This is a genomic window from Herbinix luporum (assembly GCF_900070325.1).
Classification (GTDB): domain Bacteria; phylum Bacillota; class Clostridia; order Lachnospirales; family Lachnospiraceae; genus Mobilitalea; species Mobilitalea luporum.
The window spans coordinates 1,247,406-1,272,097 of sequence record NZ_LN879430.1 but is presented as its reverse complement, the minus strand read 5'-3'; the positions used below and the strand labels follow the sequence as shown (position 1 = coordinate 1,272,097).

23 protein-coding genes are annotated in these 24,692 nt (G+C 32.4%); 13 read left to right on the top strand and 10 right to left on the bottom strand.

Annotated elements, in window-relative coordinates; all coding sequences use genetic code 11:
- The first annotated feature begins 153 nt into the window (after positions 1-153).
- The 6 genes from SD1D_RS05870 to SD1D_RS05845 all read left to right on the top strand — a co-directional run bounded on the left by SD1D_RS05870 (position 154) and on the right by SD1D_RS05845 (position 4,907).
- Positions 154-891: an MBL fold metallo-hydrolase gene (locus SD1D_RS05870; RefSeq protein WP_058258069.1), complete on the top strand. Its 738-nt coding sequence runs from the start codon at positions 154-156 to the stop codon at positions 889-891.
- Between the two features lie 45 nt (positions 892-936).
- Positions 937-1,677, top strand: a complete 741-nt coding sequence (gene tsaA / locus SD1D_RS05865) for a tRNA (N6-threonylcarbamoyladenosine(37)-N6)-methyltransferase TrmO (RefSeq protein ID WP_087758798.1) — start codon at positions 937-939, stop codon at positions 1,675-1,677.
- A gap of 358 nt (positions 1,678-2,035) precedes the next feature.
- A complete protein-coding gene (locus tag SD1D_RS05860; RefSeq protein WP_058258068.1) occupies positions 2,036-2,716 on the top strand; it encodes a SatD family protein in 681 nt (226 codons plus the stop codon).
- The gene (locus SD1D_RS05855) at positions 2,709-3,458 is read left to right on the top strand and encodes a DUF3307 domain-containing protein (protein WP_058258067.1); all 750 of its coding nucleotides are present in this window, start codon (positions 2,709-2,711) and stop codon (positions 3,456-3,458) included. Before SD1D_RS05860 ends, SD1D_RS05855 begins: the two co-directional genes overlap by 8 nt.
- Positions 3,459-3,627: 169 nt before the next feature.
- Positions 3,628-4,206 carry a DUF4256 domain-containing protein gene (locus tag SD1D_RS05850; protein WP_058258066.1) on the top strand — a complete coding sequence of 193 codons (579 nt, stop codon included), beginning with the start codon at positions 3,628-3,630 and terminating at the stop codon, positions 4,204-4,206.
- A gap of 323 nt (positions 4,207-4,529) precedes the next feature.
- The gene (locus SD1D_RS05845) at positions 4,530-4,907 is read left to right on the top strand and encodes a hypothetical protein (protein ID WP_058258065.1); all 378 of its coding nucleotides are present in this window, start codon (positions 4,530-4,532) and stop codon (positions 4,905-4,907) included.
- A gap of 158 nt (positions 4,908-5,065) precedes the next feature.
- On the opposite strand, the gene SD1D_RS05840 is transcribed toward SD1D_RS05845, so the two are convergent.
- Together SD1D_RS05840 and SD1D_RS05835 are read right to left on the bottom strand one after the other, a co-directional pair.
- Positions 5,066-6,115: a tyrosine-type recombinase/integrase gene (locus SD1D_RS05840; RefSeq protein ID WP_058258064.1), complete on the bottom strand. Its 1,050-nt coding sequence runs from the start codon at positions 6,113-6,115 to the stop codon at positions 5,066-5,068.
- 21 nt (positions 6,116-6,136) lie between these two features.
- Positions 6,137-6,856, bottom strand: coding sequence for a tRNA 2-thiocytidine biosynthesis TtcA family protein (locus tag SD1D_RS05835; protein ID WP_058258063.1), 720 nt, complete (start codon positions 6,854-6,856; stop codon positions 6,137-6,139).
- 508 nt (positions 6,857-7,364) lie between these two features.
- Between SD1D_RS05835 and SD1D_RS05830 the strand changes: the two genes are divergently transcribed.
- Both SD1D_RS05830 and SD1D_RS05825 read left to right on the top strand, forming a co-directional pair.
- Complete coding sequence (locus tag SD1D_RS05830; protein WP_058258062.1) at positions 7,365-10,118, top strand: N-acetylmuramoyl-L-alanine amidase; 2,754 nt, start codon at positions 7,365-7,367, stop codon at positions 10,116-10,118.
- Between the two features lie 70 nt (positions 10,119-10,188).
- Positions 10,189-11,451 (top strand): glycoside hydrolase family 10 protein, encoded by a 1,263-nt coding sequence (locus SD1D_RS05825; protein ID WP_058258061.1) that lies wholly within the window; start codon positions 10,189-10,191, stop codon positions 11,449-11,451.
- A gap of 46 nt (positions 11,452-11,497) precedes the next feature.
- Here SD1D_RS05825 and SD1D_RS05820 read toward each other — a convergent pair whose 3' ends face one another.
- Positions 11,498-12,382, bottom strand: coding sequence for an AraC family transcriptional regulator (locus tag SD1D_RS05820; RefSeq protein WP_058258060.1), 885 nt, complete (start codon positions 12,380-12,382; stop codon positions 11,498-11,500).
- Positions 12,383-12,562: 180 nt separating this feature from the next.
- On the opposite strand from SD1D_RS05820, the gene SD1D_RS05815 reads away from it, so the two are divergent.
- The gene (locus SD1D_RS05815; RefSeq protein WP_058258059.1) at positions 12,563-13,822 is read left to right on the top strand and encodes a dicarboxylate/amino acid:cation symporter; all 1,260 of its coding nucleotides are present in this window, start codon (positions 12,563-12,565) and stop codon (positions 13,820-13,822) included.
- Between the two features lie 69 nt (positions 13,823-13,891).
- Here SD1D_RS05815 and SD1D_RS05810 read toward each other — a convergent pair whose 3' ends face one another.
- On the bottom strand, positions 13,892-14,875 hold the full coding sequence (locus SD1D_RS05810; protein WP_058258058.1) for an Ig-like domain-containing protein: 984 nt from the start codon (positions 14,873-14,875) through the stop codon (positions 13,892-13,894).
- 241 nt (positions 14,876-15,116) lie between these two features.
- Here SD1D_RS05810 and SD1D_RS05805 point away from each other — a divergent pair, with 241 nt between their 5' ends.
- The 4 genes from SD1D_RS05805 to SD1D_RS05790 all read left to right on the top strand — a co-directional run bounded on the left by SD1D_RS05805 (position 15,117) and on the right by SD1D_RS05790 (position 18,596).
- Positions 15,117-16,697, top strand: a complete 1,581-nt coding sequence (locus tag SD1D_RS05805; RefSeq protein ID WP_058258057.1) for a glycoside hydrolase family 43 protein — start codon at positions 15,117-15,119, stop codon at positions 16,695-16,697.
- Positions 16,698-16,771: 74 nt separating this feature from the next.
- A complete protein-coding gene (locus SD1D_RS05800) occupies positions 16,772-17,542 on the top strand; it encodes a putative ABC exporter domain-containing protein (RefSeq protein ID WP_087758796.1) in 771 nt (256 codons plus the stop codon).
- A 45-nt stretch (positions 17,543-17,587) separates the two neighbouring features.
- Complete coding sequence (locus tag SD1D_RS05795; protein WP_058258055.1) at positions 17,588-17,932, top strand: arsenate reductase family protein; 345 nt, start codon at positions 17,588-17,590, stop codon at positions 17,930-17,932.
- A gap of 346 nt (positions 17,933-18,278) precedes the next feature.
- Positions 18,279-18,596: a hypothetical protein gene (locus SD1D_RS05790; RefSeq protein WP_157893098.1), complete on the top strand. Its 318-nt coding sequence runs from the start codon at positions 18,279-18,281 to the stop codon at positions 18,594-18,596.
- Between the two features lie 571 nt (positions 18,597-19,167).
- Here SD1D_RS05790 and SD1D_RS05785 read toward each other — a convergent pair.
- From SD1D_RS05785 to SD1D_RS05760, 6 genes are all read right to left on the bottom strand, one after another.
- Positions 19,168-19,539 (bottom strand): BlaI/MecI/CopY family transcriptional regulator, encoded by a 372-nt coding sequence (locus SD1D_RS05785; RefSeq protein WP_242955258.1) that lies wholly within the window; start codon positions 19,537-19,539, stop codon positions 19,168-19,170.
- 391 nt (positions 19,540-19,930) lie between these two features.
- On the bottom strand, positions 19,931-21,232 hold the full coding sequence (locus SD1D_RS05780; RefSeq protein WP_058258053.1) for an ATP-binding protein: 1,302 nt from the start codon (positions 21,230-21,232) through the stop codon (positions 19,931-19,933).
- A 13-nt stretch (positions 21,233-21,245) separates the two neighbouring features.
- On the bottom strand, positions 21,246-22,187 hold the full coding sequence (locus tag SD1D_RS05775; protein WP_087758795.1) for an RluA family pseudouridine synthase: 942 nt from the start codon (positions 22,185-22,187) through the stop codon (positions 21,246-21,248).
- 6 nt (positions 22,188-22,193) lie between these two features.
- Complete coding sequence (gene lspA / locus SD1D_RS05770; protein ID WP_058259213.1) at positions 22,194-22,727, bottom strand: signal peptidase II; 534 nt, start codon at positions 22,725-22,727, stop codon at positions 22,194-22,196.
- 28 nt (positions 22,728-22,755) lie between these two features.
- Entirely contained in the window at positions 22,756-23,847 is a 1,092-nt protein-coding gene (aroB, locus tag SD1D_RS05765; RefSeq protein WP_058258052.1) for a 3-dehydroquinate synthase, read from the bottom strand.
- Positions 23,848-23,925: 78 nt separating this feature from the next.
- Positions 23,926-24,690 (bottom strand): YlmH family RNA-binding protein, encoded by a 765-nt coding sequence (locus tag SD1D_RS05760; RefSeq protein WP_058258051.1) that lies wholly within the window; start codon positions 24,688-24,690, stop codon positions 23,926-23,928.
- Between the last annotated feature and the right edge of the window lie 2 nt (positions 24,691-24,692).

Here is a 24,692-nt window from a genome sequence, read left to right as displayed (position 1 = left end):
ATGAAATGGACAAAGTGTTGATGGTTAATCAATTTAAATTATGAACAAAGTATGAACATTTATTGTTGTTTTGTTCACAGTTTGTTAACAGTACTTGTTACCATTTTACTTTATAATCTAGAATATATCTAGTATAAAGAAAGTTGGGATCTTATGAATGTTAATGTAACCTATATTGAACATAGTGGTTTTTTACTTGAATGGGAAGAGGCTTATTGGTTATTTGATTATTATAAAGGAGACTTACCTGATTTTGACGGCAAAAAAAGACTTTTAGTCTTTGTCAGCCACAGGCATGATGATCATTTTAACCCAGAGATTTTTAATCTGTATAAGAAGCATTCAAATATAAGATATTTTATTTCTTCAGATATTAAATTAGATGATAATAATATGTCTAAATATGGTATAACTAAGGAATTAGCTTCCTTGATTCAAATCGTTAAACCAAACCAGGAATATCTACCGAATAATACTGACGATATAGTGATTAATACCTTAAAATCAACAGATATAGGTGTTGCCTTCCTTATTAAATATAAAGGAAAAACTATTTATCATGCTGGGGATTTAAATCTTTGGGTTTGGAAAGGTGAAGATAAACAGTTTAATAATAATATGAGAGCAATTTTTATTAAAGAAATAGATAAATTAAACAATGTAAATATTGATTTGGCATTTGCTCCCTTAGATCCTAGGCAGGAGGAGTGGTATGGCCTTGGTATAGATGAACTCCTAAGTAGGGCTAAGATTAATTATTTATTCCCCATGCATTTTTGGCAACAGCCAAAGATAATTAAAAAATTTAAAAAGGAAAGAGAAGATAAGCAGCTTACAGCTAAGATTATAGATATAGAGCATAAGGGGCAGATATTTAATATTGATATATAAATAATAGATAAGTTATTATGTAAGGAAAAGTGACAGGAGTTTTATATGCAAGGTGATAATAGTTTTATACAATCGATTAATAACGATAATAAGCTTACTTATGATCTTACTCTTGAATGTATTGCAAGGATTCATACTGATTTTCCTGAAAAATTCGGGATACCTAGACAAAGTGGAATAGTAGAAGCCTTAAAGGGTGTGATTGTATTTGAGCCTAAATATCGTAACCCTGACGCTATTAGGGGATTAGAGGGTTTTTCTCATATCTGGCTAATTTGGGGTTTTCATCAATTTCAAAGAGACAAATGGGCCCCCATGGTGAAACCCCCTAGACTTGGGGGTAACAAACGGATGGGGGTATTTGCAACTCGTTCTCCTAATCGGCCCAACAATTTGGGTCTATCATCCGTAAAACTAGATAAAATTCAATATCATAAGGATTATGGGCCTATACTATATGTTTCAGGTATCGACCTTGTGAATCAGACACCCATATATGACATAAAGCCTTATCTGCCATATTGCGATAGCCATCCTGATGCTTTGGAGGGCTTTATAGAAGATATAGCCGATTATAAACTTGAAGTTGAGATTGATAAGGAACTTCTTAATCAGATACCGGAAGAATACCATGAGGCACTTATGGGAGTATTGGCAGAGGACCCAAGGCCCTCATATCATGATGATCCTGAAAGAATCTATGGTTTTTATTTTGCCGGATATAATATTAGATTTAAAGTTAAGGATAAACTTTTATCTGTATATGATATAACAAAATTGCAATAAGGATATAGGGATATTCTATATATCAAATAAAAGGAAAGTTGTCCCTTTACAATTTTAGATTATTTTAGAATTGTAAAAGGGGCAGTTTTTTGCATTGATTTTTGTGGGATAAACTGATAGTATAAAGGATAATAGGTCTGGTAGATTATGGGATGACCGGAGCAAAAATATTCATCTATAAGGCTATAATTAGATATTATTCACCTAGTAGTGAATAATTCCTAATCATTCATCTCTAGATGAATAATTGTCAATTATTCATCTGTGAGTGAATAATCCTTGCTTATTCACCAATAAAACCATATAATTATATGAGAAAAGTAATTTTATATAAGATATTTCATAATTGGAGGTATATATGCTTACTTCATTTCCAAATTATATAGCGATTATAGGTGATATTAAAGGTTCAAAAAAAATTGACAATAGAAATAAAGTTCAAAAAATAATGAAGTCCCTTCTAGAAGATATTAATAAAAAATATATGGATGATATTTATTCCAAATTCACCATAACATTAGGAGATGAATTTCAAGGATTACTCTGCTGCGGAGCAAATTGCATGAAGATTTTATCTGAAATTGAAAGAAAGCTACATCCTATAAAAGTTAGAATAGGAGTAGGAATTGGTGGTATTACCACAGAAATAAATAGAGAAATCTCTATCGGAGCTGACGGGCCGGGATATTATAAGGCAAGAACTGCTATAGAATATTTAAAGAAAGAAGAAAAAAGAAAGCAGACTAATCCGGCTGATATACGTATTGAAATTGACGGTGATTATAAGTCCTTATCAATTATGCTTAACACCATATTATCCTTAATGACTGCCATAAAAGAGTCCTGGACTGATAGGCAGAGAGAAATTATCTGGGATATGATGGAACATCAAGACAGTCAGCTAGATGTTGCAAAAAGATTAGGGATTACCCAGTCTTCGGTACAAAAAGGTCTATCAAATGGAAAATATTATGCATATAAAGATGCATTTGATACTATAGAAAAATTGTTAGAAGAAACTAGGAGTAAATATGTTTAGAAATTATTTTATCTTATTACTTTTAGCACATATAATAGGAGATTTCTATATACAGACAAATAAGATGGCCAGGAAGAAAGAAAAAGAAATAAGTTGGGTACTTATTCACAGTTTATGCTACCTGGCTGTAATGTTGATAGTTACATTGCCTGTAATGTCTGTAACATTAATAGTAGGGGTTACCATTGCTGCTATCTTTCATTGTCTTATTGATGTTTTTAAGTTCATATATATATCCCATATAAGAAAAAGAGGAAGATTTAGCCTTATAATAGACCGAAATGTATTTTTTACTGATCAAATTCTACATAGTTTAGTCTTACTAGGAATATCTTATTGGTTAGCAAATGGTAATCTACCAATTAGTTTAAACATAATCTTTAGAAATTTCTTAAATGTTATAGGGATACCAGGAAAGCAGATAATGTCCTGGTTATTTGCCATATTAGTAATACATAAGCCTACTAATATTGCTATATCTAAGTTTTTGCTTAATTATAAGCCGGAAGATTATAATGTTAAAGAGGATAGGAAAGCAGGAAGATATATAGGGACTGTTGAAAGAATTATTATGCTGATTTTTATATATATAAATCAATATTCAGCTATCGGTTTAGTCCTAACCGCAAAATCCATAGCAAGATACGAGAGGATAACTAAGGAAGAACATTTTGCAGAATATTATTTATTAGGTACATTAATTAGTACCCTGATAGCTATAATTGTGTCATTTGTATTCTAATATAAATAAGAATATAATACAGGAAACTCCCCACACATTCATCCCTTTAATATGTGTCTAGTGGGGAGATTTTTTTATATAGATATAAGATATTTTCCCTTATCATATATTAGAGCCGGTTTAGCAGGCAATACTAGTATCATATCCCTTAAATACAAAGGAGGCTTATATGACTATAGATGATTTAAACAAAGTAATAAATTTAACCCATGAACAGCAGATGGAATTAATAAACACTTTAAAGAATCGCTTTAAGGAAAATATGAAACGCCACAAGGATATACAGTGGGAAGATGTGGAAGCAAGGCTTAAGGGTAATCCAAATAAGCTTTGGTCCTTATACCAAATGGAAATTACCGGTGGTGAACCTGATGTGGTTGCTTATGATAATGATAAAGGAGAATATATTTTCTTTGATTGTTCAGGAGAAACTCCTATAGGCAGGAGAAATGTCTGTTATGATAAAGAAGCACTAGCCTCAAGGAAGAAGAATAAGCCGGCTAATAGTGCTATTGGGATGGCTACAGATATGGGAATTAAAATATTATCTGAAGAGGAATATCGTTATCTACAAAGTCTTGGTAGCTTTGATTTAAAGACTTCCAGCTGGGTAAAAACCCCTGATAAGATTAGAAAACTTGGTGGAGCACTTTTTTGTGATCACCGTTATGACACTATATTCTTATATCATAATGGAGCAGAATCATATTATTCAGTTAGGGGATTTAGAGGGTCATTAAGAGTTTAAATAAAAGTATCTACACCTGGTTATTTGGTGGATGAAAATAAATTATAGAAAAATAAAGCTTCCTCATCTATAAATAATATTCAATGGTGAGGAGCTTTTTTTACCGTCTCTTAAAATTACTTTGTAGTGGAAAGCTGATTTTATCCACATACTAATGTATTTGTTATAATATATATTTACATATAATGGCTAATGATTATAATAGGCGTATATATATAATATATTATATGGAATCTATACATAGGATAAAAGATGATTTTTAATAAATACAAAATTCTAAAAATATAATGGAAAATATTTTATTTAATTGAGAGGGGGATAATATGAAAATAAGAAAAGGTTTTCTAACTATTATAATATTTTTTTCATTTTTTATTATTAGTGTAGTGCTATTTTCTAATCTATCGTTAAGACAAGGAGGATATACTAAGATTGCTATAAGAAATGGCTCTACCGGAAAAAGAGTTGTCATTGAGGATACTATGGAAATCAAAAATTTTATTAAGGAATTAAATAAGTATAGTGGTGGTTTAAAAGGAATTAACGTACCATTTACGTCAGGCTATAGATATCTAATTACTATAAATCGAGGAAATTCAGAACAATATTTAGTCATCAGAAATGAATTTAGTATTTGTAAAGGCATATTAAAATATAAACTTGATAAAGACTTTATAGAAATTTTAGAAAAATATTTTTAGAGGGATGTATACATATCTGCCGTGTAATTCCATAAGTAATCTTCAAATGGTATAGATTTGTTATTAAGGGGCTAGGATAAACATCCAACAAAAAAGAGGATTTAAAATTTATAAGTTGTTAATCTTATAAGTCCTCTTTTTTGTTGTTAAAATTACTATTATTCCTTCCTCAACTTCACTACTTTAGCAGCACTACGGCGTCTGCTGTCTTCTATAGCAGCATAATGCTTCTTGGTTGTATTGACATCTCTGTGTCCTAGTACATCAGCTACAAGGTAGATATCACCGGTTTCACGGTAAAGGCTGGTACCATATGTACTTCTTAATTTATGAGGTGTAATATTTTTTAGTTTTACAACACCGGATGAGTATTTTTTTACTAGATTTTCTATGGCTCGGACCGATAGTCTTTTCATTTGCAAGGATAAAAACAAGGCATTGCCATGGCCTTCCTCCGCAGTAAGCTGCTTTCTTTCTTCCATATAATCTAATAGGGCTTCTCTTACCTCATCTCCAAAATATATAACAACTTCGAAACCGCCCTTACGTCTTATTTTTATTCCGTTATTATCAAAGTCCACATCATCAATATCCAAGCCCACACATTCTGATACACGGATTCCGGTTCCTAAAAGCAGAGTCATTATTGCCAGGTCACGGGATTTGGTTTTTGCATGGTACTTTTTTTGTGCCTCTGTTAGATTTTTAGGATTTTCCACTTCATCCAATAGCAATGCCACTTCATTTGGATCTAAGCGGACTATTTCTTTTTCACGTAGTTTCGGTACACTGACTAAGGAAGGAGGATTAGTTTTAATAATCTGTTTTTGATAATAGTAATTATAAAAACTTCTTAAGCAAACAAGCTTTCTTTTTTTGCCGGTTTCGCGATTTATATACTCTTTATCTTCAGAACGGTAGTAGTTAAGATATTCTAGATATTCCTCTATATCAAGAGGAGTTAGCTCATCCAAAATATCTACCTTTATATCAGTAATAGGAGTATCCTTTAGGGAAGGATTATTTTTAACCAGAAACTCGAAAAATACTCCTAAATCATAGGCATAGGCTATCCTTGTTCTAGAGGAAGTAGTGGATTCAATCCCCCTGAAAAAGTCTTTACAAAACCGTGGAAGTTTTTCAAGAAGAGATCTTAGTTTCACCGCATTTTCAATATTTACTTGGTCATGATAATTTTGCTCTGCCATATAGATACTCCTTTCCAAATACTATTGCTTCTTCTGCCAGCCTGGAATACCTTCCTTTATAGCGTTAAAAAGTCTTTCTCTAAGGCCGGAGCTTTCGCTATCTAATGATTTTATCAGTTGTTTTGTATGCTCTCTTTTTGTATATCCGTCTACCGGACAAGGATTTTTTACAACGGGAAGATTATTAGTATTTTTAAACTTTATAATATCCTGTTCATCTACATAAATTAAAGGCCGTATAAGTGTAATATCCGATCTATCAAGATAAGTAACAGGAGAGAAGCAGTGGAAGCGCCCCTCATAGAATAATGACATCAACAAAGTTTCTATTACATCATCAAAATGGTGGGCATAGGCTTTTTTGTTACAACCCAATTCTTTAGCCTTAGTGTTAAAAGCTCCTTTTCTAAGCTTTGCACAAAGGGAACAGGGATTGCTTTCTTTACGTTGCTCAAAAAGTATTTCTGCTATATCTGTTTCTACAACTGTATAATTTACATTTAATTCTTCACAAAGTTTAGCCACGGCGGTAAAATCAGCTTCTTTATAGCCGGCACTTATAGTTATGGCTTCTAAATTAAATTTTTTAGGATAAAATCTTCTTAAGCCACTTAAGGCGTAGAGAAGGGTAAGACTGTCTTTACCTCCGGATACTCCTATGGCAATCTTATCACCTTCTTGTATCATTTGGTAATCATCAATAGCTCTTCTGGCATATCCCATTAATCTTTGTAGTTTCATATAGAGTAGTAACCTTTCCTTATATATTCATAATCTAATTAATGTGTATATTTTAACATACTTTTAAACTAATGAAAACCTGATAATGTATTCTACATTGGTAGTACAAAATACAAAGCGATTTAATAATTTTACATGCAAAAATTTTGGGGAAAATTGAAAGTCGTATACTGTAGAATATTATCTAAGTGCTAAGCTTTTTGCAGACTACAGCAGTAGTATTTACTATTTAAAGGAATATTTTTATCCTATAATAGGATTTATTTAGTATTCCTTATGGTTTCAATTTGAAAAAATAGATATTTTATATAAAATTTCATAAATGACACATTTTTAACACTATTTAACACTATTGTAATAATTGACTTAATAAATTGAATGGTCTTCAAAACTGCCTATTAAAAAATGAAAATTACTAAAGAAAATTCAAATAAGAAACAAATGAGAAAACCGGGAACAAGTTTGATACTAATGATTTTTCTTTATTACAGGGAGATGGTGACGGAAGATGATGAGTTTAATTAAAAAAACATTTCATACCAGTAAAGACAAAATACTGAAGAAAAAACATGTTATTGGCTTATGGAGCATGTTTGTCATGGTCTTTATGATTATATGTATGCCATTTTACATTAAAAATGATCATGCACTGGCAGCTTCAGGAGTAAGAATTTATAACTATACGACAAAAAAACAATACACTTACACCAGCACACAGGTTAAAGTAACTTATAACGGGAAGAAGATTAGTAAAGATAGTACACCCGGCTTGATTGAAAATGGAATTGCACTGGTATCATACAAGGATATTTTTGCAAAATCAAAGATAAAAGCTGAATGCATATATGATAAAAAAGCAGGGACTGTATCTATATCTAAGTTTGGTACTACCATTGTTTTGAAGATAGGAAGTAGAACGGCATATATCAATGGTAAAAAAGTGACTGCACCTGTGGCTCCTGTTAAGATAAAATACGTAGATCAAAATGTAACAAAAATCCTTGTTCCGTCCAGATTTGTCAGTGAAAATCTTGGTTTCAAGTATACCTGGAATAAAAATACCAGAACTGCTGCCATAGAAGGTAAAAACTTACCAATGCTACTATCCTATAATAATGGAACTCCTTTCTATTACAAGGGTACACAAGGTAAAGTTACTTTCGACGGCAAAACCATAAGCCCCGGTAATATGCCAAGCATTATAAGAAATAATACAGCAATGCTAAGGGCAAAAAGAGTTTTTGCTGACAGTAAGATAAAAGCAAACTATAAGTATAACTCTAAGGACAAGACAATTACTTTATCAAGGAATGGTAATACTTTAAAAATGAAAATAGGAAGTACCACTGCTTATCATAATGATAAAAAGCTAGTTCTTGATACAGCTCCTATGATAGTTAAAAATCATGATGTAGGTACTTCTTATGTAATGGTTCCCGGCAAGATTACTGCTTCCTGCCTTGGATTAAATTATAGTTGGGATAAGAGCAAGGCTACATCAATTATTACTTCACCTAAGCAGCAACAGCCAGATAATAAGGCTCCTGAGTTAGGAGATGAAGCTGTAACATTTGATCCAGGTAAGATTCTACATCAAATGGAAACTCACAAGGATATAATCGGTAAAAGTAACGGTGTACATAATATAAGTAACGAAAGCAAAACTGATGAAAAAGGAACTATATTCTCTATCAGCAGAGATTACAACAAATTGTACACAAATTCAGAAACTTACGCAATATATGGCAGTATTCCATTTAGCACAGTTACATCACAGGTTAAAGAAAAACAACTTATTCTCAATGTATCTAATTTAAATACAGTGACTAATAGCTATAATAAGCAAGAGCTAAATGGAAATGTTTTGGATACCATTCATTTATCTAATGTTGATATCTACAATAGTCAATTAGAGTTTAACCTATCAGTAGATAATTTTACCTATGATTTATCTCTTTCATCAGATAAGAGAATACTGTACGTGACAATTTATCATAACATCTTAAGTAAGGTTACAATAGGAACCAATGATACAATGGATTACATTACTCTTGAAGCCACTAAGCCTATGGAGCTAGTTATAAATCAGAATAGTAGTATTATTACCCTTAACCTTCCGGGAACAAAAATAGGATTTAGCGAACAGTATTGGGATATAACTTCTGCTAAAAACTTACATTCTTCTTATTTTATTCAGACAGAAGATGGTAGTCAATTAATTATGGGACTTAAGGATAAATATGAATATTATATTGCAGAGGACGGTAATGTAATAACCATAATGTTTCCTTTTAAGGGACAGGCTGATATACCGGTAAATCCCAGCCAACCACAGGTTCCGGTTGAGCCTACAGAACCACAAAAGGAAACCCCCAGTGTCGAAGATTTGAGTAAATACGAAATTATTATACCTAATCCGGCCGGATTTACTGTAAAACAGATTAAGCACGAAGACCAATATAGCAAACAAAGATTTGCTATCCGTATACCCGGGGATTATGTTGCATATTTGAAAAATAATCCTGTTATTGTTAATTCAAAAGTAATTAAGGATGTATCAGTTTCTTTAAAATCCAAAAATGAAACTGAAGTTTTAATTACCACATCCAAGTTACAGGGTTATGAATTGTTTGCAGATCAGAAATTTATTTATGTCAATGTGGGGAATCCCAGGGAAATTTACAAGAACATAGTGGTATTAGATCCCGGCCATGGGGGACCGGCTCCCGGAGCCTATTATAATAAAACCTATGAAAAGGCCATTAATTTTAAGATTTTATATGAGATAGGTAAGGACTTCTTTAACTCAGATCCTTCTAAACTGAAAGTATATTATACAAGGGAATCTGATGTTGACTTATCCTTATCTGATAGGGCAGCATTCGCCAAAAAAGTGGGAGCAGATTTATTTGTCAGCCTTCATATGAATGCTTCTACTTCATCATCTGCATATGGAACGGAAGTTTACTATTCTACAAGCAATAACAAGGCAAATGCAGCCGGTTTAAATAGTGAAAAACTTGCTAAGATATTTGTAAACAATCTATGCAAGACTTTAAATATGAAAAACCGTGGTGCAAAAGCTGCTCGCTATACTGTAGTACACAAAAATACTGTTCCTGCAGTACTTATAGAACTTGGGTTTATGTCAAATAAGAATGATTTTGCTAAAATAACAAATTCTAGCTTCCAATATGAAGCCGCTAAAGTAATATATGAAACCTTACTGCAGGTATTTGAACAATATCCTACCGGAAGATAATACTTATGCTCCTAAATAGGCGATCATTAGTATTAAGTAGTAACTGATGTAAAGCCGGAAGGAGGATAAATTGAAAGGATTTGATAATAAAAAACAAGGGATTTATAAGATTGTAGCAATATGTTTAGTACTTTTAAATATTCTTTGGTTGCCTTTAGATGTCCAAAGTGCAAAGGCAGCCAAGAAAGAAGAAAAGCAAAATGAATTTCATGCTGTTTGGATATCCTATCTGGAATTTAGTAATAGGCTAAAAGACCCTAAAACAGGAAAGTTGGGTTTTACAAAAGAAAGGTTTTCTTCTGTAATTAATGAAATGTTTGACCAGGTTGCAGCACTTGGTATGAATGCGGTGGTGGTCCATGTAAGACCATTTGGAGACGCCTTTTATCCATCAAAATATTTTCCTTGGTCAAAATATATTTCAGGTACCCAAGGGAAAAATCCGGGCTTTGATCCACTGGCATATATGGTGAAGGCAGCCCATAAAAGAGGTCTGCAGTTCCATGCTTGGATTAATCCTTACAGGGTCAGCAGCGGGACTACCGATATAAAGACCTTATCCAAGAACAATAGGGCTAGAAAATGGCTGACTTCAGATAACAAAAAGCAAAAAAGAAGGGTACTTTCTTTTGGAGGCTCTCTATATTTTAATCCTGCTGACGATACGGTTCAATTACTAATTCGTAACGGGATTAGAGAAATAGTAGAAAATTACGATGTAGACGGAATTCATTTTGACGATTATTTTTATCCTGTCTTAGGTAAGAATTATAAGAAAAATTTTGACTATCCCGAATACAAAACTTATTTAAACACCTCAAAGAAAAATGGAGAAAAAGCTCTGAGTATTGCCAAGTGGCGCCGACAAAATGTTAATAGACTAATTAAAAGAGTATATAAAGCAATAAAGAAAGTCGATGAGGATATTGTATTTGGTATTAGTCCCAGCGGATTTTTAGACTACTTAGTTATGAATGATAGATATTACTGTGACATAAAGACCTGGATGTCAAAACCCGGATATGTGGATTATATTGCTCCTCAAATTTATTGGTCCTTTAGTCATCCTATATACCCTTACGACAAAACTTTGGATAGGTGGCTAAAGCTTCGTACCAATGAGGATGTAAAACTATATGTGGGAATTGCAGTATATAAAGTCGGAACAGATGAAGATACAGAATGGAAGAAAGATACTAATATCCTTAAAAAACAGGTTGAGTATGGCCGCAGTACTAAGCAAGTTGATGGTTATATTTACTTTAGACATGATTTCTTATTTAAAAAAATCAGCAAAAAGGGAGTAAATAGGCTAATCAAGATTATTCCCTAACCTCCATAAATATTGATAATGCAATAGCCCGCCAAAGATGGTTGGGCTATTGTTCTATAATTGAGCTATTTTGATAAGCCTTATAATACTGCTTTGGTGAAAGATTAAATTCTTTTTTAAAGCTACGGACAAAAGTGGAATAGTCACCAAAACCACATAAGGAGCATACATCACCGGCCTGCATACCTTTTCTTATATACTCTGAAGCCTTAATAATTCTTTTTTTCTGGATATAGTTATATAAGGTATATCCGGTTTCTCGTTTAAATAAGTGCATTAAATAATATTTATTCAAATAGAATTTATTAGATATCATATCTATGGATAATTCCTGATCTAACTTATCATTGATAAAGCTTAGAATATTTTCAATTCTTGGATCATATTTGACATCTTCTAACTTCTTTTTAATATCCATACCTAAAAAAAGTCTATTGATTTTAACCATCAGTTGAATAAAGAGGGAATTTTTTAAAATTTCATTTCCGAAAGAATTATCCTCGCTTGTCTCTTCTAAATCATCTAAAGTCTGCTTTAAAGATGGAATATCTGTTTTATTAAGACGAATCATATTCATCTTTCTTTCCCTAGCTAAGATAAAGCAGTTTTGCAGATCACAATTATTCTTTTTATGGGCATCCAAAAAGCGAGGGTTAAGCCATAAAATTATTCTTTCATATGGCTTATTTGGGCTGATTATGGGCTGGTGTATATCATTTTTTCCCACCAGAAGAATATCCCAAGGTTTTAAAATATAGGATTTGCCTTCTATTATATAGGTAACATCTCCTGATAAAAAGATTATTATCTTGTTAAAATCATGGTAATGAAATTCGAATTCATTCTTTTTCTGATCCTTAAGTTTAAAGAAAAGAAAATCTTCATTTAGATATCCTCTTTTTTTCCTATCATCGATTCTTACATCTTCCATTTTAAATCTCCTTAGAATTATTTTCTATTATTAATAATTAATACCTTTTTCTTCTTTAAAACTTAATTATAGTGTAATTGAATAGAGCAGTATTTGCAATATATTTAACATAAACTGCAATAAAATTAGTAAATAGTGCAAGTATAATAAGATTAAGAATACTATTTTGGGAGGAATCTTATGAAGAATTTTATAAAAAATTATGCCATGTCCTTAGTATTGTTATCTTCAATTATAGTCGGGGGAATTCTAGGACTTGTTCTAGGTCCAGACGCTAAGGTGCTAGAACCTTTTGGACAGATATTTCTTAATTTGATTTTTACATTAATTGTACCCTTAGTATTTTTTAGTGTAACATCTTCCATAGCTAATATGGGAGGTATGGGACGACTGGGAAAAATCATGCTAAGTATTGTACTGGTATTTGCAGCCACAGCCATATTATCGGCACTTTTATCTATGGCAAGTGTATATATAATTAATCCAACAAAAGGAATGAACGAGCAGGCCCTTGAAAACATCTTACAGGCTAGTGAGGAAGATATAAGTGAAGACGCAAAAAAGCTTTCCTTGCCTATGCAATTGGTTAAAACCGTGACAGTCGGTGATTTTTCCGAATTATTTACTAAAAGCAATATGCTTCAGTTAATTGTAATATCAATTATATGCGGAATTGCCATTGCAATGGCTAAAGAAAGAGCAAATATAGTAAAAGATTTTATAAATGCTTGTTCAGTTATTATGATGAATATGATTAAAATTATTATGTATTATGCACCCTTTGGCCTTGCTTGTTATTTTGCTTCCATGATAGGACAATTGGGAAGGCAAATACTTGAAGGTTATCTGAAAGTTTTCCTCTTATATTTAGCTTTAACTATCATTTACTATTTTCTATTCTTCACCATCTATGCCTATGTGGCAGGGGGTAAGCAGGGAATAAAAGCCTATTGGAAAAATGCTATTGCTCCGGCTGTAACAGCCCTTGCCACCTGCTCTAGTGCGGCTTCTATACCGGTTAATCTTGAAGCTGCAAAAAAAATAGGAATTCCTAATGATATTGCTGAAACCGTAATTCCTTTGGGAGTTAATACACACAAGGATGGTTCCGTAATCGGAGGAGTTTTAAAGATTGTATTTCTGTTCGGACTTTTCGGTAAAGATTTTAACAACCTTCCGATGTTTTTCTCAATACTGGCCGTAAGTTTATTGGTCGGTGCGGTTATGGGTGCCATACCCGGGGGAGGAATGATAGGAGAAATGCTTATTTTAAGTGTTTATGGTTTTCCTCCTGCTGCCTTACCGGTTATTGTAGTAATAGGGACTATAATAGATGCCCCTGCAACCCTTTTAAATTCTTCTGGAAATACGGTATGTGCCATGTTAGTAGCAAGATTTGTTGACGGAAAGGACTGGTTAAAAGCCAAAAATAAAAGCTAATAAATTAAAACTGTCTCCAATTATACGATTTTTATACCAAGTATAATTAGGAGACAGTTTATTATTTTACTATTTTACGGTAACAATGCTTCTTACAAGTATACCGTCAACTTCGGCAATTATTTTAGCTGTACCTTTGTTTTTTGCAGTTACAACTCCATCTTCTGATACGATAGCTACAGATTTTTTATTAGAAAACCATAATATAGGGCTATCAGTTCCAAGAACATTAAGGGAAAAGTTTTCTCCCTTACTAAGTTCTAGTTTACTAAAAGACATTTGCAATACTTTAACATTACAGGTAATCTTAGCACCGTTTATATTTGCAGTTATTGTTGCATTACCGGGGCCTTTGGCTGTAACCTTACCACTGCTGTTAACAGTAGCAACATTTTTATTACTGCTAGTCCAGCTTACTTTATCTTGTGATCCGATAACTTTAAGGGTTTTAACGGTACCAAAATTAGAACGGGTAGCATCGAACATACCACCGTATTCAAGAACAACCTTATCAGTATTAAGTTCCACAACATTTATCTGGCTGCTTATTTTTTTGCCGTTAAAGGTGGCGGTAATAGTAGCTTCACCGACACTTTTTGCCTTTACTAAACCTGTATCAGATACTGTTGCAACCTTATTATTACTTGATTTCCAAGTAACAGTGTCATTAGCTCCCCATAGGGTAAGTTGACTTGTTTTATTAACTGCTAAGGTTACATTTTTTTTATTCATCTGAACAATGGTAACATTACAGGTTAAGGTTTTATTTCCTACGGTAGCATAGATCTTAGTTTTTCCCCAACCTTTTGCTGTAACTCTACCATTACTTGATACGGTAGCAGCACGGGGATTAGCGGATTTCCAAGATACATTTTTATTAGTTCCTTTTACTTTAAGAGTTCTATATCTTCCAAGCTCCAATGTAAGATTAGTTTCATTTAAATAAATGTTATTGGCAGCTTCTGCGGTAAGTTTATCTTTTGTAATAAGTAATGCTGAGATTATAGCAAGCCCAGCCAGTGCATAAGTTATGTACCTAAACTTTTTCTTCATTAGAAGATCCTCCTAACTATACAGGTCTTTAAGTTACACAATAAATCAGTAATAAACATAATATTACTCATACTGACTTATTTTCCTTTTTTATTATAGGGTACTTGAAAATTCTATTCATTATTAAATTACTGGAAATAGGGAAATAAATAGTTTTTAGATGGTGGAAAATTGTAGCTTTATGACTTGTATGGTATAATGAAAACGCTACTAATCTATCACATTAGAAGGAGGACTTGCTTTGAAAAAGATTACAAATCCTGTTTTAAAAGGTTTTAACCCTGACCCATCCATTCTAAGAGTAGGAGATGACTACTATATTGCTACATCCACCTTTGAATGGTTTCCCGGAGTCCAGATTTATCATTCAAGGGACTTAATTAATTGGAAACTTATTGCAAGACCCTTAAATAGAGTGTCACAGCTGGATTTAAAAGGTGTCTCATCTTCTGAAGGTGTGTGGGCTCCATGTTTATCCTACGATAATGGTGTCTTTTATTTAATTTATACCATCGTAAAATTATGGACATATGCAGGACCAAGGGATCTTGATAATTATCTGGTTACTACTACAGATATAAGGGGAGACTGGTCTGAACCGATTTATTTAAACAGCAGCGGTTTTGACCCCTCATTGTTTCATGACGATGATGGACGCAAGTGGCTGGTAAACCAGCTTTGGGATCATAGGCAGGGTAAAAATAAATTTGCCGGTATTGTACTTCAGGAATATTCCCATAAGGAAAAAGGTTTAGTAGGGCCCATAACAAATATTTTTAAAGGAACAGAATTAGGTCTGGTGGAAGCCCCTCATATATATAAGAGAAACGGCTATTATTATCTTATGACTGCTGAGGGGGGTACAACCTTTAAACATGCAGTAACCTTTGCCCGTTCCAGAAAGCTAGAAGGACCTTATGAACTTCATCCACAAAATCCTATTCTTACCTCCTGGACCGGTGCCAACCTAGAACTTCAAAGAGCCGGTCATGGCAGTCTGGTAGAGACGCAAAATGGTGAGTGGTATATGGCTCATCTATGCGGACGGCCTCTTCCTAACAGGGGAAGATGTATCCTAGGTAGAGAAACTGCTCTTCAGAAAATGGTATGGAGGGAAGATGATTGGCTATACCTTGAAGCAGGGGGAAATCATCCTCAAGTTCATGTTCCGGCTCCGGATTTAGAGGAAGTTAAGTGGGAGGAAGAACCGGCAAGAGATGATTTTGATACTAGTAATTTAAATATTAATTATCAAACCCTTAGAATGCCTCTAGGGGATGAGTTTTATTCCCTAACAGAAAGGCCAGGATTTTTAAGACTTAGGGGAAGTGGCTCATTAGGTTCAAGATTTCATCAAAGCTTTATTGCAAGACGTCAGCAGGCCTTTTGCTATACTGCAACTACAGTGGTAGAATTTGAACCTGATACCTTCCAACAGATGGCAGGGCTTACAGCTTATTATGATACAAATAATTTTTACTATCTGCATATTAGCTGGCATGAAGAGAAGGGAAAGATTATTGATATTGTAAAGAAAGATGCAGGAGTATTTGACGAACCCATAAGCGATAAGATATCTATAGAAGGATGGGAGAGAGTATATCTTAGGGTAGAAGTAGATTATCATATCTTGCAATTTTCATATTCTAAGGACGGTAAAGACTGGATTAAAATAGGTAGCAGTTTTGACGCCAGTATTCTATCTGATGAATATACTGTACCCAATAGATTTACCGGTGCATTTGTAGGAATATGTTGCCAAGATTTATCAGGTCAAAGAAGAGCAGCGGATTTTGATTTCTTTGAATATATAGAAAGGTAGATAACATAATATTATTATGTAAACCTAATAGTAATAATTTATATACACAAATATATCAAATATAGAAATAGGTAATTTTTAAAAGAATAAAAGATGCCAAAGAAGGAAGAAATGTCTCTACTAATACTAATCGAAAAATTAATATTAAAGAAGAAAACCATGGGCTTCATAAAGGAAAAGGAGCTATGACATTTGTTTATAAACATCTCTTGGAAATGAAGCGAAGTAGCCGTTTTATATTTATTGACGGTAATAGCATCTTTATTGCAATATCTGTAGGAATTGCAAGTAAATTTATAGAACATAATACAGTCAGTATTTATATAACCTTAGGCACTTTAATCTATATGCAATATTTTACAACAACATTCGGGAGGCTTAAAACTGAGCTGTTAAAACCCTATATTTATATGATACCGGAATCTTCATTTAAAAAAATACTTGCTGCCAGTGCTTCTTCTATATTTAAGCCCTGTGTAGATTCGATTTTAATCTTTGGAATTATGGCTGTGGTAGGAGGAGTAGATATACTACAATGTATATTTATGGCACTGGCATATAGCGCTTCAGGCTTTTTGTTTGTTGGACTAAGTGTTGTTTATCAAAGGCTACTTAATGATCAGCCAAATAAAATTGCTCAAGTTTTTATTGGTATTTATTTATTGATACTTGTATTAGCTCCTGGGGTTGCAGCATCGGTTTTAATAACGGTATATGTTTTGCCGGAATCATTGATATTTTTATCAACCCTGCCCTATACAATTGTTAGTATGCTTATTGCATTCATTATGTTTTTTGCTTGTAGAAATTTATTAGATAGATCGGATTATTCAGAAAGAATATAAAGATTTATATAGGCAGCAATACAGTTTTGTACAATAGGAGAGAATATGAATATACAGATATTTGGAAAGAAGAAATGTTTTGATACTAAGAAGGCAGAGCGTTATTTTAAAGAAAGAGGTATTAAGTATCAGTTTATTGATTTGCTTGATAAAGGTATGAGCAAAGGTGAATTTAATAGTATTAAGCAGGCAGTAGGGGGTTATCAAAATATGCTTGATGAAAATTGCAAGGATAAAAATCTTCTGGCCTTATTTACTTATTTGTCAGATGAGGATAAGGAAGAAAAAATGCTAGAAAAGCAAGTATTGATTAAAACCCCCATAGTTCGTAGCGGGAAAAAGGCAGCAGTGGGATATAAGCCTGAAATATGGAAAGAGTGGCTAATATAGTTATTAATTTGACCAGTTCAAGTGTTAGTAACTAGTCCATAAATTATCTGGTATTTTACTAGATACTAATAATATGATAACAATTTAACAATCGAACATGCGTGCGTCGTAAATTGCTTTTTAACCAGCTAAATGTAAATAAATCTGTAAATAAATATTAAATAAAATTATAACTTTAATGTCGTTATAGAGGTGTTTATTATATGTTATTAAGTGGCTTTTATCTACAAAAAACATAGAAGTATACGCATTAAAAGAAAGTTTATATGGCATTGTTAAGTTTTATATGATTTTGATAGATTTCAGAAGAAAAAGCAAACTTAAATATTTTCCTCACTTAAAAGGAATGGCTAAAAAAGATTTTTTCCTAAGAGATAATTACATTCAAGGAATTATTTTATACAATAACAATATAACAGATTCTGATAAAGAAACAACTTATGAAATAGCCAGCGGATTTCTTGATAACAAAGATAATTGTGATTGGTCAATGAGATTTATTCAATATGATTTTGATTTTGAAAAGCTAAAGAATATTCAAGTTAATAATGAAGAGTTAATAATAAAGATAAGAAGTATTTTGGATTTGTTAGAATTAGAATATGAGGTAAAATTAGAAAATATAGATTTAAATACATTTAAGTATTTAAACCGGCTAAATTGATAAAATCGAGAGTATTGTATAAAAACATACCCAACTATTCGTTAAACTATCGTTTTGCGAATAGTTGGAGTAGCCTTCTATCTATGGACTTATTCATTAAATTAGTGAAAAAATAACATTAAATAATGTTTTTTCTAATGTCTGTCATATTGCATGTTTCTTTCATCGTGAATCTATCTCCTAGAGATAAAACTAAATTTAACTATTTATTTAACTATTTATTTGAATGTTTTTTGATTTTACTAATGGAATTATTATATGTTTAGCTTTTAAGTACCATGCATCTATATAGTACCATGCATCTATATAACGATCATTTTCAATAGTTGGCAAAATAACTATTTAGTTTTATATATCTATTTAGATTACGCTGTTTTATTATTTATATTTGATTTTTCCCTTTATTATCCCTAATAACCTGCATTTTCTGAGTTGTTTTGTAAATTCTTCTCCGATAAATCCTCTCACTTTCTAAACTGTTTTTTACTCTAAGCTGTTCCATAATTTATCATCATAAACATCCGAAGTTTTATAAAAATCAAATAAAAAAACAGAGATTTAATCTCTTAAATTAAAATCTCTGCTCACTTAATATTCGTTCTAATTCCAAGATTTCTGCACGGTTTAAATCTTGGTTTTTTAAATAATCCGCTAAAAAGGTACTTAAGGATCCGTTATATAATTTATCTAGTAATGCCTTTGTCTCAATATTTTGCACTGTTCTTTTTGATATTGCAGCACGACATAGAAAGCCTGGGTCTTCTCTTTTGATGGCGCCTTTATCGATAAGTCGTTTGATTACAGTATATGTAGTATTCTTTTCCCATCCGATATATTCTTTGATAATTTTTGAAATATCTCGAGCTGCCAAAACTTTGTTAGCCCATAATAACTCCATTACATTAAGTTCACCTTCGTGTAATCGGATTTCTGGCCTTGCCATTATATGTTACACCCCTTTAAAAAAATAGACTACATATGTAGAATCTAAGACAATTTAAATAGGCTAAACTACAAATGTAGATAATAGCCTGCAAGTTCATTCTAATGTACTAGAAAAAGAAAGTCAAGGATTAAATGGGGACAAATATCATCAATTTATAGTAAGAATCTATAAGGATCTATGTTTGATGAGTTTATTAATAAAATTCCTATTATTTTTTTGTATATTTTATATAAAAATGTAAATACATATAAAGAATAATTATTGATAAAAAATTTTAAATATAGGAGTTTAACCCTAAAGTAGTCAAACTCCTATATTTACTAGGTGAAAGTATGTAACCTTACGCTCATCGCTTCTATTAAATAAATAGTTATAAGAAGATAAGCTTTTAAATGCAAAAAGCCGCATAATAGGGAACATACTTCACATTATTTGAATATTCAAAATTTCTTTCAGATATTTTTATTGAATAAGGAAAGTCAATCTTTTGCTTTAATACACTTATACTTTTAGATCTGGTATTGGTATCACAAAATATCTCTAATGGAATAATTTCTCCCTTATTGGAAAGTAAAAAATCAATCTTGGCCGTGGATTCTGATTCCCAAAAAAATATGGGATAACCATTGACCTTAAGGGTTGTGGCAATATAATTTTCAAGAAGAGCTTTTCTAGCAACTTTATTAAATGTAGTCTTAATTTCCTTTAATAATAGTGAATGAAGCAGACCTGCATCGGATAAATATAGCTTAAAACTGGTTATTTCATTGACATTAAGCCTGTCTTCTTCCAAGATCTTATCTATATTAGAAAGATCTTTTGTTGTCATTTTATAGCATGGTATTATGTAATTTTGATTAGATAGGCTTTGAATTGCCTCCTTGTACATGGCATGGGTTGTCCCTTTACGAATTAAATTATATTGAAATTTTTTATTACTTTTTAATAATTGTAAAGGCAGGCAATCTAGTACTTGGTTCATTTTTAGGCTTTCACTGTCTGAACTTAATAGACTTAAATAGTGTCTATAAGTTCCCATCAGATGGCTATGTTGCTCGGGAATATTTGATATATTGTTAAAATTTAAATATTCATTGATAATACTTGGCATACCGCCAATTTGAAGATATAGATTATGAAGGTTAAGAAGTTCTTTATGTACAATATCAGGTATCTTTTTATTAGAATTATAATGAGCTATAATGGTTTCTATATACCATTCACTACCTATAGCTGTTAAAAATTCACTAAATTGCATTGGGTATATAGGAATATGATAATATGGCTTAAGCTCTTCTTTCTTTAAGGGGCTACTGGATATGGCAATTATTCGCGGAAATGCTCCTTCTTGCTGTAAGGATGACAGTATGTGTAGTGCAGCCGGACAATAGGATATTTCATCTAATATAAGAAGCCTATCTTCATTAAAGTTATCATCTGAATCCAAGGCAGTCAAATAAAAATGTTCAGATAATCTTTTCGATAGTTTACCCGGGTCTTTATCAGAAAATAAGTCAACTGCTTTTGGGTCATGTTCAAAATTAAGATATAGAATATTTTTAAAAAAGGCTTTGGCAAAATCATAGGCTAGATATGTTTTCCCAACGCCTTTTGCACCGGTAAGCATGACCGGTCTTATATCTTCAGTCTGATTCCATTTTATTAATTGCTCTATATATATCCTCTTCACTTAATATTTCCCCTTACAGTCTTCTTAATTTCGAAAGTAAATCCGTAAAATAAGTAGGCAAAGGTGCTCTAAATTCAACATATTCCTTAGTTGTAGGATGTATAAATCCAAGTATGGCAGCATGTAAGGCTTGTCCTTGCAGCTTAAAGGGATCTTTACTTGGACCATAAACGGTATCTCCCACTACGGGATGATTAATACTTGCCATATGAACTCGAATTTGATGTGTACGGCCTGTTTCTAGTTCACATTCTATATAAGCATATTTATTGTCTAAGTTTTCAATAAGCCGGTAATTTGTTGCGGCATATTTTCCGTTTATAACACCGGCAGCCATTTTCTTTCTATCTACTGGATGCCGTCCAATATCAGCCTCTACTCTTCCACTTTCGGTCTTAAAGGTATTATATACCAGTGCAAGATATTTTCTTGTTATAGAATGTTCTTTTAACTGCTTGGCTATATATAAATGGGCCTGATCATTTTTACATACTACTATTACTCCGGTTGTATCTCGGTCAATACGGTGGACTATACCGGGCCTTAAGGGTCCATTTACTGATGATAGTTGATCTTTATAATGATACAATAAAGCATTGACCAGTGTCCCTGATTCATGGCCCGGTGCCGGGTGAACCACAAGCCCTTTATGCTTATTAATTACAATTATGTCTTCATCCTCATAAATAACCTCTATAGGAATGTTCTCTGGCTTGATTTCAGGCTCTTTTTCCTGGGGGAGATATAAAGATATGGCTTGACCTTTAAGTAGCTTAAAATTGGATTTTACGGCCTTACCGTCCACTAGTACCCTGCCCTCATCAATAAATTTCTGAATAGAGGATCTTGATATGTCATCTAAGATTGAGCTAAGATATTTATCGATCCTAAGCTTTTCAAACTCTTCCTCTACAATAAGGCTGATATTTAATTGTTCATCCTTTGGATCTATCATCCTTTATTACTCCTTATTTTCTAAATCTTTTTCTTTTCTTTTTCCTATCTTGAAAATACTTTCAAGAAATTCAAAGTCATCATCTTTATAATAAAAGAGACTAAGAATTAATAAAAGAACACAAGAAACTGTCAAATAACAGTCGGCTATATTAAATATAGGAAAATCAATTAACTCAAAGTAAATAAAGTCTACCACATACTTTAAGCTTATACGATCAATAAAATTACCTATGGCTCCTGCTATAATAAAAACCCATATAATATGAACCGGCAGATATCTTTTTTTATTAGGAATCTTAAAATAGATAAAAACTAAAAGAATTGTAAGGATAACGGTAATTATGGATAAAAAAGTAGTCTTATCTGCCATTATACCCCATACAGCTCCCGTATTTTCATGATACTGAAGTTTTAGTACCCCAGAAATTATGCTTATGGGCCCGTCCTTTTTTAATGTAGTACGGGCCCAATATTTACTTAATTGATCTATAAGTACTAATATTATTAAATAAATCAGATGCCTTATTCGTTGTTTCATTAAACCATGCCTTTCTCCACTATGTTTATTAATTTTGAACATAATTAATAGCTTCAATCATTTCATCTTTAGATACAGAGGTATCAATTATAGCTCTACCTATGCTTTCTAAGTATATAAACTTTATTTTATCAGACTCCATCTTTTTATCTAGTCTTGTTACATGGTATATCTCTTCGGAAGATAAGTCTTTTATACTTGTAGGCAGATTGAAGGCTTCAATTATTTTATATATACATTCTAATTCATCATTACTTATAAATCCACGTTTATTAGAGATATAAGCAGCGCAAATCATGCCCACAGCTACACATTCCCCGTGAAGCAGCTGAAAATCCATCAATTTTTCTATGGCATGGCCAATGGTATGTCCAAAATTAAGAAGGGCTCTGTCTCCTTTTTCTTTAGGATCTTCTTCAACCACTTTCTTCTTAATCATACAACTTCTATAAACCATCTGTTTAAGAGTTTCGTAATCTAAAGACTGTATATTAGTAATATTATCTTGCAGCCATTTATAAAAATCTGCATCCTTAATAAGGCCATGCTTAATAATTTCACTAATACCGGCATTAAATTCCCTTTTGGGAAGGGTCTTTAGACTAGATAAGTTCATATAAACAAGCTTTGGCTGATGGAAAGCACCAATCATATTTTTATAGGCCATAAAGTCAACACCGGTTTTTCCTCCTATACTGGAATCTGCCATGGCAAGTAAGGTGGTAGGTATCTGAATAAAATCTATGCCCCTTAAATAAGTAGACGCAACAAAACCTGCCAAATCTCCGGTAACGCCTCCTCCAAGAGCAAGGATAATATCATTACGGTCGAACTTTTTTGCTATAAGCTTGTTATAAACCAGTTTTACAGTTTCAAGATTTTTGCTGTTTTCACCGGCCTCAAAAGTAAAGCTGTAAATACCTCTTGATATGGGGCCTATAAGATCCATACACTCTTTAAGATAAATTTTTTCGACATTAGAGTCGGTTATTACCAAGAAGCGACGATTTTGCAAGCCCAAATTTAACAAGGCTTCTTTTAAACCTGTGAAATCTTTTTTAAGTAAAATAGAATAAGCCGGTTTGCTTTCATAATTAACAATGATTTTATCCTGATACATAAAAATCGCATAACCACATCTATAACCCTAAGACGAGGTTATGCTCTCCTCCTTCATACAATTATTATAAGGTTAGGTCTATTGATATAGTTGTATTTCTACAGAATATCTTCCCTTTTTAGTCTGATTAGTAACTCCTTTAAAAATAAATTTACCAAATCCACGAACTGATACAATATCATTTTCTTTTAACAGATAGCTATTTGATAAGATACTCTTACTGTTAACAAACACTTTACCACCGGTAATTAAGCCGGATAGTTTGCTACGGGAGCCCTTAAAGGCAACAGCTAATATACTGTCTAAACGTACTGAAGATACGGTTCCTGTAATTTTTTTTAAATTGGGCTTATATATAAAATCTTTGTATTCCATTAAAGAAGTACTTACTACTGTATGTTTTATCCGTAGTAAATTATCCATAATAAAGCTGCTTATAGATAAGCTGCAAAACAGGTAGCTTTCATGTTCATTAACAATAATATCTCCGATTTTGCTTCTGTTAATTCCAAGGTTTAGTACAGCACCAAGATAATCACGGTGATTAAGTTTATCAGAAAATTTTTGGTTTATGGGTGTAATACGAAGGCATGAAATAGGAAACTCTATTTCCCTTACATCTTCTATATATCTATTACCGCATAAGCAAATAATTTTCCTTTCCGCATCTAGATAACCGCCATAGGTAAAGTATTTAATATCAGGCAATTCTTTTTTCATCCGGTCAAGTAAGTCTTGTTCATGTAAATTCAAAAAGTCTGTAAATAAGGCTATTTCCCTCTTGTCTGCCATTAAAGCCAAATCCTGAAAGCGCCTTTGTAGTAATTGTTCTTCTCTTTCCATAA